Consider the following 14989-nt stretch of genomic DNA (forward strand, 5'->3'; position numbering starts at 1 on the left):
AGGGAGGGGGCCTCCATCCCAGCAACCTACCCCCGCAGCAGATCCACGAAGCGCCGGCAGGCCACGATCTCCGCACGCACGTTGGTGCGGCGCTTGGTGGCCTCGGCGTCTTCGCCCCACTGTTCGATCTGGTAGGTCTCGTCCAGCTGCGAGACCTCGAAAGCTTCTTCCGCGCTGAGACGCCCTTCCAGAAGGGCCAGCGCCACGACGATGGAGCCGCAGACGCCGGTCGCCGTCTGCAGCGCCGACAGATACCAGTCGTCCGTCCGCTCCACCACCCGCCGCAGGGCGGCCAGCGCCTCCTCCGGCTGCGGCTTGGGCATCAGGCCGGCGCAGACCTGCAGCGGCGCGTCGTAGGTCAGCGCCGCCCAGTCGAGCAGCGGTTGCCAAAGCTGCGCCTGACGGTCCACCAGCGGCTGGGGATGTTCGGCGCGGTAGCACAGCAGGTCGGTGCCGGCATAGGCACTGATGGCTTGGACGATGTCCGGCCGCTTGGCGGGGATCAGGTCGACGGCGGTGCTCGACAGCTGCATCAGCGGCATGGAATGGGCATCGATCTGGTCGCCCTGCGCCGCCCATTCGTCGGCCACGCCCTGGGCCAGCGGCCGGCTGGGGAAGACCAGCGGCGCCTTGGCCGGGCTGCGCACCGGACGGCCGTCAAGCTCGACCCGGAAACCGCCCTCGGTCTCGCCGACCCCCGCCGCCTTGTAGAAACGCTTCATCGCTTACCCTTCCAAAAGCTCCAGCACCGCGGTGGCGACGTCGCGCCCGCGATGGACGATGCGGTCCGCGCCGGCCCGCTCCAGCTCCGGCACCGCGTGATAGCCCCAGGAGACGCCGACCGACCGCACCCGCGCGTTGCGGGCCATCTGAATGTCGTAGGTCGTGTCGCCGATCACAATCGTGCCTGCCTCTTCCGCGCCGGTCTCCGCCAGCGCGCGCTGGACCATATGCGGGTTCGGCTTGCCCGGCCCGACATCGGCGGTCTGCAGCGTGACGAAGCGGCCGGTCAGCCCATGCCCCTTCAGCACCGCGTCCAGTCCGCGGCGCGACTTGCCGGTGGCGACACCCAGCAGGACGCCGGCCTCCTCCAGCGCCGCCAGCGTGTCGACGATGCCGGGGAACAGCGGCTCGTCCACCTCGCCCCGCCCGCGCGCGGCGGAGAAGGCGCGCTTGTAGCTCTCCGCCACCGCGACATGGGCCTCGGCGTCGTGGGTGGGCAGCAGCAGGGCGACCGCCTCCACCAGCGACAGCCCGACCATGCGGCGGACCGCCATCGGATCCGGTTCGCCCAGCCCATGCTCGGCCCAGGCCTGGGTCATGGCGTCGATGATGGCGAACTGGCTGTCGACCAGCGTGCCGTCGCAATCGAACAGGGCGAGGCGCAGGGACGGTCTGCCTGGGGTCGGCATCACTCGAAATCCTCGAACGGGTCGTCGCGCAGGTTCGGGCTGAAGCCGAAATACTTCCAGGTCGCCTGCATGTGGTCGGGCAGCGGCGCGGTGACGTCGATGGTCTTGCCGCCGCGCGGATGCGGCAGGATCAGCCGGCGGGCATGCAGGTGCAGCTTCTTCGCCACCTCCGCCCCGGCCAGGAAGGCGCCCTGCCCGGCATATTTGCCGTCGCCCAGGATCGGCGTGCCGACCGCGGCCATATGGACGCGCAGCTGGTGGGTGCGGCCGGTCAGCGGCCACATGGCGACGAAGGCCGCCTGCTTGCCGACATTCTCCTGCACCGAATAGACGGTGACGGCGCGCTTGCCCTCTTCCTTGTTCTCCGCCACCCGTTCGCCATGCGGGCCGCCTTCCTTGGCCAACGCGAGGTCGATCTTGCCCTGGTAGGGCTTCGGCACGCCGACGGTGGCGGCCCAGTAGATCTTGCGCACGGCACTGCCGCGGAACAGCTCCGTCAGCTTGCTGGCGGCGAAGGTGTTGCGGGCCAGCAGCAGGACGCCCGAGGTGTCCTTGTCCAGCCGGTGGACCAGCTTCGGCCGCTCGGTGCCGTCGAAGCGCAGGGCGTCCAGCATGGCGTCGAGATGCTTGGAGGTGCCCGTGCCGCCCTGCACCGCCAGACCGGCCGGCTTGTTGATGGCGATCACGTCGGCGTCGCGGTAGAGCACCAGCGCCTGCAGCTCGGCGATCTGCTTGTCCGACATGCCCTTGGGCTTGCCAGCCGCCGGGCTCGGCCCCTTGACCGGTGCGGCCCAGGCGGCCAGCGGCGGGATGCGCACGCCCTGCCCGGCCGCCAGCCGCGACGACGTCTCCGCCCGCTTGCCGTCGATGCGGACCTGGCCGGTGCGCAGCAGCTTCTGCAGGTAGCTGTGGTTCACGTCGGGGAAATGCCGCTTGAACCAGCGGTCGAGCCGCATGTCGGCCTCGTCGGCCGTCACGGTGCGGATTTCGACCTTGCTGTCGCCGTTCTTGGCTTCGGTCGACGTGGTATCGACGTGATCGGCAGCGGGATTGGGGAGTCAGTCATCAGAGGGACACCGGAACAAGAGAACGCACGGCCCACAGGCCGGCAAAGAAGCCCACCACGCTGAACAGCGTCGAGGCGAGGAAATATCCCGCCGCCGCGGCGAACTCGTCACGGGCGACGAGGACGCCGATGTCCAGCGTGAAGGAGGAGAAGGTGGTGAAGCCGCCGAGCACGCCGACCAGCAGCAATGCCCGAAGCTCCGGCGACGGCGACCACGCCAGCGCCGCCAGTTCCGACAGCACGCCCATCACCGTGCAGCCGATCACGTTGACAATGATCGTCCCCACCGGAAACCGGGTGCCGGCCCACTGCATGACCGCCAGCAGCATCAGATAGCGCGCCACCGATCCGGCGGCGCCTCCGACGGCGACGGCAAGCAGGGACATGGGGGATGCGAGCACGGCGCCTCCGATTCGGCACAGGACGTTGGAAGTTGGCATCGAGCGCCGGATTAGAGCCAGAAACCGCGCCACTTGTCACGCGGTGGACAATCGCGGCAGGATCGTCTGCATGGAAACGCTCCCCCGGAATGCCGCCCTGCTGATCGTGGACCTGCAGAAGGCCATCGACGATCCGCGCTGGAGCCGCGTCGGCCCGCGCAACAACCCGCAGGCCGAGGCCAACATCGCCGCCTTGCTGGCCGCGTGGCGGCGGGACGGCCGGCCCATCGTCCACATCCGCCACGATTCGGTGGAACCCGACTCCACCTACCGCCCCGGCGGCCCCGGCCATGCCTTCAAGGCGGAGGCCATGCCGCTTCCGGGTGAGACGGTGATCGGCAAGCGGGTGAACAGCGCCTTCATCGGCACGGAGCTGGACGAGTGGCTGCACAGCCGCGGCATCGGCACGCTGGTGGTGGCCGGCGTCATCACCAACAACAGCGTCGAGGCGACGGTGCGGACGGCCGGGAACCTGGGCTACGACGTGCGTCTGGTCGCCGACGCCTGCTTCACCTTCGCCAGAACCGGCCGATCGGGCAGAGTGTGGACGGCGGACGAGGTCCACGACCTGTCGCTCTCCAACATGGACGGCGAATATGCGACGGTGGTGGAGACGGCGGAGGTGTTGGGAGAGGCGTTGCGGTGACTGCCCCCACCTAACCTCCCCGCTCTCGGCCGGCCGAAGGCCGGTCCGACCGCGGGGGAGGGACTGCCGCCGCATTTACGCATCAGCACCTGTCCCCTCCCCGCCCAGCGGGGGAGGGTTAGGGTGGGGGTCTAACTTGGCCCCTAAGCCAGCTTCGCCCTCAAGAACTCCACCGTCCGCTTCCAGGCCAGATCGGCGGCCTCCTTGTTGTAGCGCTCGGCCGAGGTGTCATTGTGGAAGGCGTGGTTGACGCCCTCGTACATGTGGATCTCGTGTTCGACGCCGGCCTTCTTCAACGCCTCGTCATAGGCGGGGATGCCGGCGTTGATGCGCTGGTCGAGCCCGGCGTAATGCAGCATCAGCGGCGCCTTGACGGTGGTGACCAGCGACGGGTCGGGCGCCGGGCCGTAGAAGGCGACGCCGGCCTTCAGGTCGGGGGCCTTGATCGCCAGCCGGTTGACCATGCCGCCGCCCCAGCAGAAGCCGACGGCGCCGACCTTGGCCGAGGAATAGCGGTAGGCCATCAGGTAGCTCATGGCCGCGATCAGGTTGTTGACCGTCTTGTCGGCGTCGAGCTGGCCGATCATGTCGCGGGCCTTGTCGGGATCCTGCGGCGTGCCGCCCAGCGGCGACAGCAGGTCTGGCGCCAGCGCCACGAAGCCTTCGGTGGCAAGCCGGCGGGTAACATCCTCGACATAGGCGTTCAGGCCGCGGTTCTCGTGGATGACGATCACCGCCGGGGCCTTGTCCGACAGCTTCGGCCGGGCGAGATAGCCGGCCACGTCGCCGGTCGCGCCCTGGAAGCTGACCTTTTCCGCCGCCAGACGGGTGTCGTCCTCGCCAACGATGGCGGCGTGGGCATAGTTCGGTTCGATCGCCGACAGGATGGCCGGGATCGCTGCCGCACTGCCGGCCAGCACCGCCAGCCGTTCCAGGAAGACACGGCGCGGCAGCGGCGCATGGGTGTATTCGTCGTAGAGGTCGATGATACGCTGGTCCATCCCCGATGCCCCCAGTTCTTGCGTACACCGCATCTCAGCCGGTGCGGTCGCGCTTGAGAGTGGGGGCACGGCACCGGCTTGGCAACCGGGGGGACGACGCGCTTTCGGCCTATGACGCGTCCGGCACCGCCTCGGCCAGCGGGACCAGTTCCGACGGCTGGTATTCGACCAGCCGCCCGTCGCGCATCTCCAGAACCCGGTCCATGCGGCGCGCGAGGTCCAGGTTGTGGGTGGCGACCAGGGCCCCGACCTTGGCCTGCCGGACGATGGCCGACAGCATGGTGAAGACATGCTCCGCCGTGTGGGGGTCGAGGTTGCCGGTCGGCTCGTCGGCGATCAGCAGCGACGGGGCGTTGGCCAGCGCACGCGCGATGGCGACACGCTGCTGCTCGCCGCCCGACAGGCGGGCCGGGCGGTGGGTGCCGCGCTGCTCCAGCCCAACCATGCGCAGAAGCTCGTCCGCACGCTGGCGGGCGACCGACTTTGACACGCCCGCGATCATCTGCGGCAGGACGATGTTCTCCCGCGCAGAGAATTCCGGCAGCAGGTGATGGAACTGGTAGACGAATCCGATGGAGCGGCGGCGCACCTCGGTCCGCTTGCCGTCGTCCAGGTTCGACACGTCGGCGCCGGCGATGCGCACGGTGCCGCCGGTGGGGCGTTCCAGCAGGCCGGCGATATGCAGCAGGGTCGATTTGCCGGCGCCCGATGGGCCGACCAGGGCGACCAGTTCGCCGGCGCCGACGGTCAGCTCGACCCCGCGCAGCACCTCCAGCGTCTCGCCCGCCTGTTCGAAGCGGCGGACGATGCCCTTCAGCTCCAGCATCGGCTTCATGACGGCGTCACTCATAGCGCAGGGCCTCCACCGGATCGAGCCGGGCGGCGCGCCAGGACGGGTAGATGGTGGCGGCGAAGGACAGGCCGAGCGCCATCAGCGTCACCTGCACCACCTCGCTCCAGTCGATCTTGGCCGGCAGGTGGGAGAGGAAATAGATCTCGGCGTTGAACAGGTTGGTGCCGGTCAGGCCCTGGATGACCTGCCGGATGCTCTCGATGTTCAGCGCGAAGGACACGCCCAGCGCCAGCCCCAGCAGCGTCCCCGTCACGCCCACGCTGGCGCCGGACAGGAAGAAGATGCGCATGACCATGCCGCGCGTCGCCCCCATGGTGCGCAGGATCGCGATGTCGCGCCCCTTGTCCTTCACCAGCATGATCAGGCTGGAGATGATGTTGAAGGCCGCGACCATGATGATCAGCGACAGGATCAGGAACATCACGTTGCGCTCGACCTGAAGGGCGGTGAAGAAGCTTGCGTTCGACTGCTGCCAGTCGACCACCCTTCCTCCCCCGCGACCGCGGACTGCACGGCGGCGCGGGCGGACGCGATCTGCATCGGGTCGTTCACGAAGACCTCCAGCGAGGTCACGGCGTCGCCGGTGCGGAAGAAGGCCTGCGCCTCCTCCAGCGGCAGGAAGATGAAGCTGTTGTCGTACTCGAACATGCCGACGTCGAAGATCGCGCCGATGGGATAGCTGCGCATCCGCGGCACTGTGCCGAAGGCGGTGACGTTGCCCTGCGGCGCGATCATCGTGATCTGGTCGCCGACGCTGAGCCCCAGCCGCTGCGCCATGCGCGAGCCGATGGCGACGCGGTCCTCCCCGAACTCCTCGGCCGAGCCGCGGATGACGTTGTTGGCGAGCGTCGGCCGCACCCGGAAATCCTCCGCCCGCACGCCGCGGATGACGGCGCCGGAGGCGACGCCGCGCACCGACACCAGCGCCTGCCCCTCCACCGTCGGGGTGACGGTGCTGACCCCGGGCGTGTTGCGCAGCTTGCCGGCCAGGATGTCGAAGTCCGGCAGCGGCCCGCCGCGCATGTTGTAGACGTTGAGATGCCCGTTGAGGCCGAGCACGCGGCCCAGCAGCTCCGCCCGGAAGCCGTTCATCACCGCCATCACGATGATGAGCGTCGCCACGCCGAGCGCGATGCCCAGCAGCGAGAACCCCGCGATGACCGAGATGAACCCTTCCTGGCGGCGCGCCCGGAGGTAACGCATCGCGACCATGCGTTCGAAGGCGTTGAAGATCATGAGAAAATCCGGCCTGCCGGTGGGGAAGACGAAAAAGTGGCGAACCTTGAGGTTCGCCACCGGAAGATAGGACACCTTGGAAGGCGGCGCAAAGGCTGCCTTGTGGCATCGTCCGTCGGTTTGCCCTTCAGACGATTTCGATCACCTCTGCGAAGGACCACGCCGCGAACACGCCATTCGGGCTGCTTGCAGCGGAAATGCGGAGTTGGACCGAGCGCGCCCCGCCAGCGGTGCCGATCACCGCGTGAGCGACCGGCTGCTGCGACCATGGCGTGGTGTTGGTCGGCGGAATGTGCTGCGATGCGACACCGACATATTTGCCGGCGGTCTGGTCGTACCAGCAGGTCTGCACCGAACCGTTGTTGCTGGAAAAGCTGAAGGAAAGACCGGACGTCAGCCGGAAGGTCCGATTTTCGGGCAACTGTATGGAATAGGTTGCCAGCGTCAGGTTGCCATCAGCAACCATGTCGAACCGGATGGGGCTGTTGACCGTCAGACCGGCGGTCTGGTTGGCGGAAAGACGGAACACTCCCCATCGTGTCGCCGCAGCGGGTGCGACCGCTCGCAACGCCATGTCACTGGCCCTCACCCGTGGTGACGTCCAGCACCGTCCCGCCATTTACGCCGATGCCGGTGATGAAACCGTTGGCCTGACGATCGAAAATCTCGACGGTGCGCGCCATGATGGTCAGCGTATTGACACCGGTCGAGGTGAAGGCCGCGGTAAACTTGATCCGGGCATCCGACGGCCCGAGATTGGCCACCCGGACATTGCGGCCGATTGCCGGCAGCGCGAAGGTTCCTGTGCTGGTGGATGTAAGGCTGATGCGCTGGCTCTCAATCGGCGAAAAGGCGAAGGCCATTGATCGATCTCCCATTGCATTTCCACGTTCCACTCCCGCCGAACGGTCATATTCGGGATGCCGCCCGGACAGAATTGGTCGGAACTTGATCCTTCCCCACGCCACTGGGCCGGTCAAATATTAGTTGAAAAATGTAAGAGAATCACCGCCCTAGTTATCATGGGCACCAATATCGGCAATCATTGCGCGCCTTCCCGCGGCGCAGAATGCTGCAAATTCGACCGCGACTCGCGCCCAACAAAAAAAGCGCCGGACGCAGCCGGCGCTTTTTTGATCGAACTTGCGGGGAGGTCAGCCCAGCAGCTTCGCCAGCGCAGCCTCGACCGACAGCTCTTCCTTCTCGCCGGTGGCGCGGCGCTTCAGCTCGACGACGCCGTTCTTCAGGCCGCGCGGGCCGACGACCAGCTGCCAGGGAACGCCGATCAGGTCCATGTCGGCGAACTTGGCGCCGGGGCGCTCGTCGCGGTCGTCATAGGCGACCTCCAGCCCGGCCGACTCAAGCTTCGCGTTCAGCTCGGCACAGACACGGTCGGTCTCGGCGTCGCCGGACTTCAGGTTGATGAGGCCGACGTTGAAGGGTGCTACGGCGTCCGGCCAGATGATGCCGTTGTCGTCATGGCTGGCCTCGATGATCGCACCCATCAGGCGCGACACGCCGATGCCGTAGCTGCCCATCTCCACCGGGATCGACTCGCCGTTCGGGCCGGCGACCACGGCGTTCATCGGCTTGGAATATTTGGTGCCGAAGTTGAAGATGTGGCCGACCTCGATGCCGCGGGCCGACACCAGATCGGACTCCGGAACCGGGCTGTTGGCCGGGTCGTGCTTCTCGTCGGTCGCCGCGTAGATGGCGGTAACGCGGTCGAAGAAGGGCTGCAGGTCGTCCTCCATGCCGGGGGCGTCCTTCAGCACGTCCAGGTTCATCCAGTCCTTGTGGCAGAAGACGCCGCTCTCGCCGGTCTCGGCCAGGATGATGAACTCGTGGCTCAGGTCGCCGCCGATCGGGCCGGTGTCGGCGCGCATTGGGATCGCCTTCAGACCCATGCGGGCGAAGGTGCGCAGGTAGGCCAGGAACATCTTCTGGTAGGAGCGGCGGGCGCCGGCCGGGTCGATGTCGAAGGAATAGGCGTCCTTCATCAGGAACTCGCGGCCGCGCATCACGCCGAAGCGCGGGCGGATCTCGTCACGGAACTTCCACTGGATGTGGTAGAGGTTCAGCGGCAGCTGGCGGTAGCTCTTGACGAAGGAGCGGAAGATGTCGGTGATCATCTCCTCGTTCGTCGGGCCGAACAGCATCTCGCGGTCGTGACGGTCGGTGATGCGCAGCATCTCCTTGCCGTAATCGTCGTAACGGCCGCTCTCGCGCCACAGATCGGCCGACTGGATGGTCGGCATCAGCAGTTCCTGCGCGCCGGCGGCGTCCTGCTCCTCGCGGACGATCTGCTCGATCTTGCGCAGAACCCGATAGCCCAGCGGCAGCCAGGCATAGATGCCGGCGCTGGTCTGGCGGATCATCCCGGCCCGCAGCATCAGGCGGTGCGAGACGATCTGCGCCTCGGTCGGGGTCTCCTTGAGGGTCGGCATGAAGAAGCTGGACAGCCGCATGGCTCTGCTCTCGTGTGCGAGGTGTTCGACAAGGCCGCACGGACATGCCCCTTGCAAGGAAAGGGCGGACTCGGGCGGCGGGTGAGCGACTTTAGGAAGGTCGCCCGCACTTGTCCACTGTAAGCCCCCCGCCCGCTTCTCCCGCTACCGGGTGCGGCAATAGGCGTAGAGGCGTTCCTCCGCCCCCGGATCGATCGGCTGGCCGTTGAGGTAGAGCCGGTCGCCCACCACGCTGAGCCAGACCGCCGTCACGTCGTCGGGCAGGAAGGGCACCGATGGCAGGGCGATGCCCATCCGCCGGGCGAGATCGACCGACAGCGGCAGGTCGATGGGGATCGGCGGCTGCGCGCCCGCACTTCCCGGCAGGTCGGCCGGCGCCACCGGGCGGCCGTTCACATCCACGCCCGGCCGGTATTCCACATCGGCGGCCGGCACATGGCGTGTCAGCCGCTGGCACACGGACAGATCGATCACCGGCCGGTCGCGGGCGGCGTCGGGGGTCAGCTGGATCGGTCCCGGCAGTTGCGCCTGCGATTGGGCCGAGGCCGAACCGGCCGCCAGGACCAGCAGGCACGCCGCCAGCCCGGCGCGCAGGGTCTTGCGGGCCGTCACAGCGTGTGCCGCTCGGCCACCGGGGCCGGGTTGCGCATGGCTTTCCAGTAGAGCGACAGGTAGGGCATTCCTTTTTCCGCCTCCTCCTGGGTCCGCGCCGACTGGCGGATGTATTTGCCGATGAAGGGCTTGTTCACATGCTCCAGGTCCACCGCAGCCTTCAGCACCAGGAACTCGCCGATCTTGTCCGGCAGATTGTAGTGCCATTTCTGCAGGCAGTCGGAGGTCGCGCCAGGCTTCGCCTGCTCCGGTTCGGGCATATAGAATTCCTGGTGGTGGTACTGCGAGATCTCCTTCCACGCCTGGGCGACCCGGCCGGGCTTCAGCCGCGGCAACGCTTTCAGGATGCGCACGTCTTCGTGGAACAATGGCAGGAAACCACGCTTCTCCGCCAGTTCGGTCAGCATGATGTGCAGCCCGGCCATCACGCCGCCCTCAGCACCCGCACCGTTGCCGCCGTCGGCCTTCTCCTCGCGCTTGCGGCTGAACAGGGAACTGAAGAAGCCCTTCTTCGGCTTGGCGCCACCACCGGCCCCGCCGCCGTCCTGCCCGACCTTGCGCTCGTCCCACAGCGAATCCCAGGCATATTCCCAGGCGGTGAAGATGGCGTTGGACCGGTCGTCCAGAACGGTCAGCAGATATTCGCGCCCCTCGCGCGCCCAATCGACGTCGCCGACGATGGCGCGGACCGGACGGCGGCTGAGCACCACCGGCAGGATGCCGACGCGCACCAACTCCTGATAGAATTCGACGAAGGACGGCGTCTGGATGAAGGGCAGCATGGAGCAAGGCTGCTGATCCGGCGCCAGCAACTCCATGCTTTTCCTGGTCCGCTCCAACAGTTCGGTCGTCAGAACCGCGGCGAACTGATCGAACCGTTCGTTTTCGTTCGCGGCCATCGGCGCCTCGACTGTCGTCCTTCTTCTGACGCCCGCCGGAGCGGGCGATTGACCGGCTGGCCCGATCAGCCAATGCAAACGGCCACCGGGGCGGTTATTGCCTCCCGGCGGTGTTCTCACGGCCAATCCGGCCGGATTGGGGAAACCCCAGGCCCAAGTTGGCCCGAGCAACGCTAACAAGTAAACCGTTAACGTTTTCTGGACCTGCAGCGGAAATTTCCTGTCCGCAGGCGAATCATCTGCATTGCGGATAAAGAAAGGCCGCGCGGCAAATGCGGCGCGGCCTGTCGAGTTTAGGGAGGAATCGCCACCAGGCGTCGGAAAGGGAGGAAGATCCCCCCTCGTCACAGGAAAAGAGTGAACCCGAGCCGCAGCCATGGCAAGCCCAAAACAGAGGCAGAACCCTGCCATGCTCAAAGTTTTTGCATTTTTGCCCAGCGCTTCGGCGAATGCCGCCATTCTGACCGGGCCTTTGCCTATTTCATGGGCTCGTACCCGCGATAGCCGTCGTCGACAGCGGCTTTCCAGGGCGGACTCTGCGCCAGCACCACGGCGTGGACCGGACAATCCGGCTGGTGTGCGCCCGGCAGATAGCCCAGGCTCATCAGGAACTCGCCGACGATCTCGCCGCCGGTGAAACGGAAGGTCCGGCCGAACAGCTTCACCCACTCCGCCTTGGTCAGCGGATGGTGGGCGCGCAGCCAGCCGTCGAAGGAGCCGTGGGTCTCGCGCAGGGCGACGATGCGGCGGGCATTCTCGATCACCGCATCGACCTTCAGCCGGTTACGGATGATGCCGGCATCGGCCAGCAGCCGCGCCCGCTCGGTCTCGCCATAGGCGGCGACCCGGTCGATGTCGAAATCGCCGAAGGCGGCGCGGAACGCCTCGCGCTTCTTCAGGATCGTCAGCCAGGACAGCCCGGCCTGGTTGATCTCCAGCACCAGCCGCTCGAACAGCACCCGGTCGTCGGTGCTGGGGAAGCCGTATTCGCCGTCATGGTAGGGGCCGTGGTGGGGATGGCCGGGTGCGGCCGCGCAATAGGTCAGGCTCACCCGCCCTCTCCTCTCCAGTCGGTCAATACATATGCCGCGCCATCTCGCGGAAGGAGATGATCCCTGACCGCTCCACGCCGAAGATCACCAGCCACACCAGCAGGGCGACCACCGAGGTGATCATGAATTTGCGCAGGATGCGCGGCTCGACGGGCGCGGAAGAGGCCATGCCGGGCTCCGGCTCGTCCGGCGTCCTGACACCCCAGGGCAGCACGCCGAACAGCACCACCCACCACACGACGATGTAGACGAAGACCGCCGTCACCCAGTTGTCCATCGCCCTCTCCGCGCTCGCATCCCGTCAGGCCGGATCAGGCCTGTTCCAGCTCCACCAGCGTCCCGCAGAAATCCTTGGGATGCAGGAACAGGACCGGCTTGTCGTGGGCGCCGATCTTCGGTTCGCCGTCGCCCAGCACGCGGGCGCCCTGCTCCTTCAGCCGGTCGCGGGCGGCGAGGATGTCGTCCACCTCGTAGCAGATGTGGTGGATGCCGCCGGACGGATTCTTTTCCAGAAAGCCGGCGATGGGCGACTTCTCGCCGAACGGATGCAGCAGCTCGATCTTGGTGTTGGGCAGGGTGACGAACACCACGGTGACGCCGTGCGGCGGCAGATCCACCGGCTGCGACACCGCGGCCCCCAGCGTGTCGCGGTAGAGCGCCGTCGCCGCCGGCAGGTCCGGAACGACGATGGCGACATGGTTGAGCTTCCCGATCATGCGTGTCCTCTCGCTGGCTGTCCATTCGGCCCGTTAGCGGGCTCTGATAAGCCTGTTATACACAGTTTCCGTCAGACGCGGACCAGATGGACCTCCGTCACCGGCTTCTTGCCATGGGACGCGTTGAAGCAGCGGCGGACGGCGATCCGCGCCGCCTCCTTCACCTGGGCATCGTCGGCCCGTGCCGATTTCGGCAGCATCGCCACCGATTCGCGCACCGCGTCGATCACGTCCAGCAGAAGGTCGCGGTCGGTCGCCTCGTCGATCAGCCCCATCACCGCCACCTGCGGCGCGGTCAGCAGCTCGCCCGTCCCGGTCATCACCAGCGTCACCACGGCGGCGCCGTTGTTCACCATGCGGTTGCGCGCCCGCATCATGCCGGTGTCGAGCGGCACCAACCGCTTGCCGTCCACCGCCATGCGGCCGGCCCGCACATGGGCCACCACCTGCGCGCCCTCCGCCCCGTCGAGCCGGATCAGCTCGCCGTTGGCCGGAACGATGCTGTGGGCGACCTGACAATCCTCCGCCAGCGCGGCATGGGCCTGCTGGTGGCGCTGCTCGCCATGGACCGGTACGGCGATCCGCGGCCGGACCCACTGGTACATGCGCACCAGCTCGTCCCGCGCCGGATGTCCGGAGACATGGACCGCGGCGTCGTCCGCCGTCACCAGCTCAACCCCCTGGGCGACCAGCTGGTTCTGCATGCGGCCGATGGCGCGCTCGTTGCCGGGGATCTCGCGGGAGGAGAAGATCACCACGTCGCCGCGCGACAGCGTCACCTGCGGATGGTCGTTGGCGGCGATGCGGGCAAGGGCGGAGCGCGGCTCCCCCTGGCTGCCGGTGCAGATCAGCACCAGCTTCTCCCGCGGCAGATAGCTGGCGTCATGCTCCGACAGGAATTTCGGCACACCGGTCAGATAGCCGCTGGCCCGCGCCGCCTCGTTGATCCGCCACAGCGACCGGCCAACCAGCGCCACATGGCGGTCATGGGCGGCGGCGGCGGCGGCGATGCTCTCCAGCCGCGCCACGTTGGTGGCGAAGCAGCTGACGGCGATGCGCGAGTCGCGGTAGCGGCCGAACAGCTCCATCAACGAGGCGCGCACCGTCGCCTCCGACCCGGCGGAGCCCGGAACCAGCGCGTTGGTGCTGTCGCCGACCAGCGCCAGCACGCCCTCGTCGCCGATGGCGCGCAGCCGCGCCTCATCGGCGGTGTCGCCGACCAGCGGATCGGGGTCGAGCTTCCAGTCGCCGGTGTGCAGGACCGTGCCGGCGGAGGTGCGGATGGCGAGCGCGTTCGGCTCCGGGATCGAATGCGTCATGGTGACGTATTCGACGGAGAAGGGACCGATCTCCACCGTGCCACCCAGCGGTATCTCGTGGATCGGCACCGTGGTGCTCAGGCCCTTCTCATGCAGCTTGGCGCGCAGGAAAGCCGCGGTGAAGGGCGTGCAATAGACGGGGCAGCGCAGTTCCGGCCACAGATACTGCACGGCGCCCAGATGGTCCTCATGCGCGTGGGTCAGCACCAGCCCGACCAGATCCGCCCGCCGCTCGGCGATGAAGGCCGGGTCGGGCATGATCACGTCCAGCCCGGGCATGGTGTCGTCGGCAAAGGAGATGCCGAGGTCCACCATCAGCCATTTGCCCTGGTGACCGTACAGGTTGAGGTTCATCCCGATCTCGCCGGAACCGCCGAGCGGGAGGAAATACAGGGCGCCATCCTCCGGAACGAAGGTGTCCGCCGGGGCGTCATGGGTTCCGGCGGCTGTCTTGGAGGATTGTGTCATTGGACCGTGTTGCGCTTGTGGATCAGGAGGAGACCGCGGAGCGTCAGCTCATTGTCGGTGTGTTCGATCACATGGGTAGCCTTGGCGAAAAGAACAGCCAATCCGCCAGTGGCGACAACCCGCATCGGTTCGCCGTACTCCGCCCGGATGCGGGCCACCAGCCCTTCGATCAGGCCGACATACCCCCAGAAGATGCCCGACTGCATGCAGGCGATGGTGTTCCTGCCGATCACCTCGGCCGGCGGCTGGATCTCCACCCGCGGCAGCTTGGAGGCGGCCATCTGCAGCGCCTCCAGCGACAGGTTTAGTCCGGGCGCGATAACGCCGCCGCAGTAGTTCCCATCGGCATCCACCACGTCGAAGGTCGTCGCCGTGCCGAAATCGATGACGATCAGCGGGGTCTTGTAGGTCGCGGCGGCGGCCACCGTGTTGACCAGCCGGTCGGCCCCGACCTCCTCCGGCCGGTCGACCAGTGCCTTGGCGCCCAGATCGACCCCTGGCTGGCCGACGATCACCGGTTCGCAACCGAAATGGTCCTTGCACAGCCGCTTGAGGTTGAAGGTGGCACCTGGCACGACGCTGGCGATGATGGCGCCGTGGATGTCGACCGGCTTCAGCCCCTTCAGCGCCATCAGGTGCGTCAGCCACACCATGTATTCGTCGGAGGTGCGTTTGGGGTCGGTCGCCGTGCGCCAGATGCCGCGCTGGCGGTCGCCGTCATAGATGGCGAACACCACGTTCGTGTTTCCGGCGTCGATGGCAAGCAGCATGGCGTGGTCCTGAAGGCTCTGGTCGCTTGGA

The 14989-nt window shown here is 67.3% G+C and carries 17 protein-coding genes and 1 pseudogene; 1 reads left to right on the plus strand and 17 read right to left on the minus strand.

All coding sequences use genetic code 11. The features are described 5' to 3' along the window. Nucleotides 1-26: 26 nt before the first annotated feature. From AB8P05_RS05360 to crcB, 4 genes are all read right to left on the minus strand, one after another. Nucleotides 27-722, minus strand: a complete 696-nt coding sequence (locus AB8P05_RS05360; protein ID WP_472759092.1) for an ATP12 family chaperone protein — start codon at nucleotides 720-722, stop codon at nucleotides 27-29. Nucleotides 723-725: 3 nt separating this feature from the next. Next, complete coding sequence (locus tag AB8P05_RS05365; protein ID WP_472759093.1) at nucleotides 726-1412, minus strand: HAD-IA family hydrolase; 687 nt, start codon at nucleotides 1410-1412, stop codon at nucleotides 726-728. After that, the gene (locus tag AB8P05_RS05370; RefSeq protein ID WP_472759312.1) at nucleotides 1412-2368 is read right to left on the minus strand and encodes an RluA family pseudouridine synthase; all 957 of its coding nucleotides are present in this window, start codon (nucleotides 2366-2368) and stop codon (nucleotides 1412-1414) included. Before AB8P05_RS05370 ends, AB8P05_RS05365 begins: the two co-directional genes overlap by 1 nt. Before the next feature lie 109 nt (nucleotides 2369-2477). After that, nucleotides 2478-2879 (minus strand): fluoride efflux transporter CrcB, encoded by a 402-nt coding sequence (gene crcB, locus AB8P05_RS05375; protein WP_455172236.1) that lies wholly within the window; start codon nucleotides 2877-2879, stop codon nucleotides 2478-2480. 109 nt (nucleotides 2880-2988) lie between these two features. Here crcB and AB8P05_RS05380 point away from each other — a divergent pair, with 109 nt between their 5' ends. Continuing rightward, complete coding sequence (locus AB8P05_RS05380) at nucleotides 2989-3564, plus strand: cysteine hydrolase family protein (protein WP_472759094.1); 576 nt, start codon at nucleotides 2989-2991, stop codon at nucleotides 3562-3564. A gap of 143 nt (nucleotides 3565-3707) precedes the next feature. On the opposite strand, the gene AB8P05_RS05385 is transcribed toward AB8P05_RS05380, so the two are convergent. The 13 genes and pseudogenes from AB8P05_RS05385 to AB8P05_RS05445 all read right to left on the minus strand — a co-directional run bounded on the left by AB8P05_RS05385 (nucleotide 3708) and on the right by AB8P05_RS05445 (nucleotide 14958). Beyond that, nucleotides 3708-4565, minus strand: a complete 858-nt coding sequence (locus AB8P05_RS05385; protein WP_472759095.1) for a dienelactone hydrolase family protein — start codon at nucleotides 4563-4565, stop codon at nucleotides 3708-3710. A 109-nt stretch (nucleotides 4566-4674) separates the two neighbouring features. Beyond that, entirely contained in the window at nucleotides 4675-5415 is a 741-nt protein-coding gene (locus tag AB8P05_RS05390) for an ABC transporter ATP-binding protein (RefSeq protein ID WP_472759096.1), read from the minus strand. After that, a pseudogene (locus AB8P05_RS05395) lies at nucleotides 5408-6654 on the minus strand (lipoprotein-releasing ABC transporter permease subunit). The gene AB8P05_RS05390 and the pseudogene AB8P05_RS05395 overlap by 8 nt, the downstream one beginning before the upstream one ends. A gap of 127 nt (nucleotides 6655-6781) precedes the next feature. Beyond that, on the minus strand, nucleotides 6782-7228 hold the full coding sequence (locus AB8P05_RS05400) for a hypothetical protein (RefSeq protein ID WP_472759097.1): 447 nt from the start codon (nucleotides 7226-7228) through the stop codon (nucleotides 6782-6784). A gap of 1 nt (nucleotide 7229) precedes the next feature. Then, a complete protein-coding gene (locus tag AB8P05_RS05405) occupies nucleotides 7230-7517 on the minus strand; it encodes a hypothetical protein (RefSeq protein ID WP_472759098.1) in 288 nt (95 codons plus the stop codon). A 291-nt stretch (nucleotides 7518-7808) separates the two neighbouring features. Next, nucleotides 7809-9122, minus strand: a complete 1314-nt coding sequence (proS, locus tag AB8P05_RS05410; protein WP_472759099.1) for a proline--tRNA ligase — start codon at nucleotides 9120-9122, stop codon at nucleotides 7809-7811. A 144-nt stretch (nucleotides 9123-9266) separates the two neighbouring features. Beyond that, nucleotides 9267-9734, minus strand: coding sequence for a hypothetical protein (locus AB8P05_RS05415; protein ID WP_472759100.1), 468 nt, complete (start codon nucleotides 9732-9734; stop codon nucleotides 9267-9269). Beyond that, the gene (locus tag AB8P05_RS05420; RefSeq protein ID WP_472759101.1) at nucleotides 9731-10633 is read right to left on the minus strand and encodes a hypothetical protein; all 903 of its coding nucleotides are present in this window, start codon (nucleotides 10631-10633) and stop codon (nucleotides 9731-9733) included. The genes AB8P05_RS05415 and AB8P05_RS05420 overlap by 4 nt, the downstream gene beginning before the upstream one ends. A 476-nt stretch (nucleotides 10634-11109) precedes the next feature. Next, complete coding sequence (locus AB8P05_RS05425; RefSeq protein ID WP_472759102.1) at nucleotides 11110-11685, minus strand: DNA-3-methyladenine glycosylase I; 576 nt, start codon at nucleotides 11683-11685, stop codon at nucleotides 11110-11112. Nucleotides 11686-11707: 22 nt separating this feature from the next. Beyond that, nucleotides 11708-11962, minus strand: a complete 255-nt coding sequence (locus AB8P05_RS05430; protein ID WP_149222098.1) for a DUF1467 family protein — start codon at nucleotides 11960-11962, stop codon at nucleotides 11708-11710. Between the two features lie 34 nt (nucleotides 11963-11996). Further along, the gene (mce, locus tag AB8P05_RS05435) at nucleotides 11997-12401 is read right to left on the minus strand and encodes a methylmalonyl-CoA epimerase (RefSeq protein WP_063635029.1); all 405 of its coding nucleotides are present in this window, start codon (nucleotides 12399-12401) and stop codon (nucleotides 11997-11999) included. A gap of 71 nt (nucleotides 12402-12472) precedes the next feature. Beyond that, on the minus strand, nucleotides 12473-14188 hold the full coding sequence (locus tag AB8P05_RS05440) for a ribonuclease J (RefSeq protein ID WP_472759103.1): 1716 nt from the start codon (nucleotides 14186-14188) through the stop codon (nucleotides 12473-12475). After that, nucleotides 14185-14958 (minus strand): type III pantothenate kinase, encoded by a 774-nt coding sequence (locus AB8P05_RS05445; protein WP_063635030.1) that lies wholly within the window; start codon nucleotides 14956-14958, stop codon nucleotides 14185-14187. Before AB8P05_RS05445 ends, AB8P05_RS05440 begins: the two co-directional genes overlap by 4 nt. Nucleotides 14959-14989: the final 31 nt, after the last annotated feature.

The organism is Azospirillum sp. VT-I1 (assembly GCF_055698305.1).

Coding starts and splice junctions, on each gene's coding strand:
- AB8P05_RS05360 (WP_472759092.1), bottom strand. CDS start 722: ATGAAGCGTTTCTACAAGGCGGCGGGGGTCGGCGAGACCGAGGGCGGT.
- AB8P05_RS05365 (WP_472759093.1), bottom strand. CDS start 1,412: ATGCCGACCCCAGGCAGACCGTCCCTGCGCCTCGCCCTGTTCGATTGC.
- AB8P05_RS05370 (WP_472759312.1), bottom strand. CDS start 2,368: ATGCGGCTCGACCGCTGGTTCAAGCGGCATTTCCCCGACGTGAACCAC.
- AB8P05_RS05380 (WP_472759094.1), top strand. CDS start 2,989: ATGGAAACGCTCCCCCGGAATGCCGCCCTGCTGATCGTGGACCTGCAG.
- AB8P05_RS05385 (WP_472759095.1), bottom strand. CDS start 4,565: ATGGACCAGCGTATCATCGACCTCTACGACGAATACACCCATGCGCCG.
- AB8P05_RS05390 (WP_472759096.1), bottom strand. CDS start 5,415: ATGAGTGACGCCGTCATGAAGCCGATGCTGGAGCTGAAGGGCATCGTC.
- AB8P05_RS05400 (WP_472759097.1), bottom strand. CDS start 7,228: ATGGCGTTGCGAGCGGTCGCACCCGCTGCGGCGACACGATGGGGAGTG.
- AB8P05_RS05405 (WP_472759098.1), bottom strand. CDS start 7,517: ATGGCCTTCGCCTTTTCGCCGATTGAGAGCCAGCGCATCAGCCTTACA.
- proS (WP_472759099.1), bottom strand. CDS start 9,122: ATGCGGCTGTCCAGCTTCTTCATGCCGACCCTCAAGGAGACCCCGACC.
- AB8P05_RS05420 (WP_472759101.1), bottom strand. CDS start 10,633: ATGGCCGCGAACGAAAACGAACGGTTCGATCAGTTCGCCGCGGTTCTG.
- AB8P05_RS05430 (WP_149222098.1), bottom strand. CDS start 11,962: ATGGACAACTGGGTGACGGCGGTCTTCGTCTACATCGTCGTGTGGTGG.
- mce (WP_063635029.1), bottom strand. CDS start 12,401: ATGATCGGGAAGCTCAACCATGTCGCCATCGTCGTTCCGGACCTGCCG.
- AB8P05_RS05440 (WP_472759103.1), bottom strand. CDS start 14,188: ATGACACAATCCTCCAAGACAGCCGCCGGAACCCATGACGCCCCGGCG.
- AB8P05_RS05445 (WP_063635030.1), bottom strand. CDS start 14,958: ATGCTGCTTGCCATCGACGCCGGAAACACGAACGTGGTGTTCGCCATC.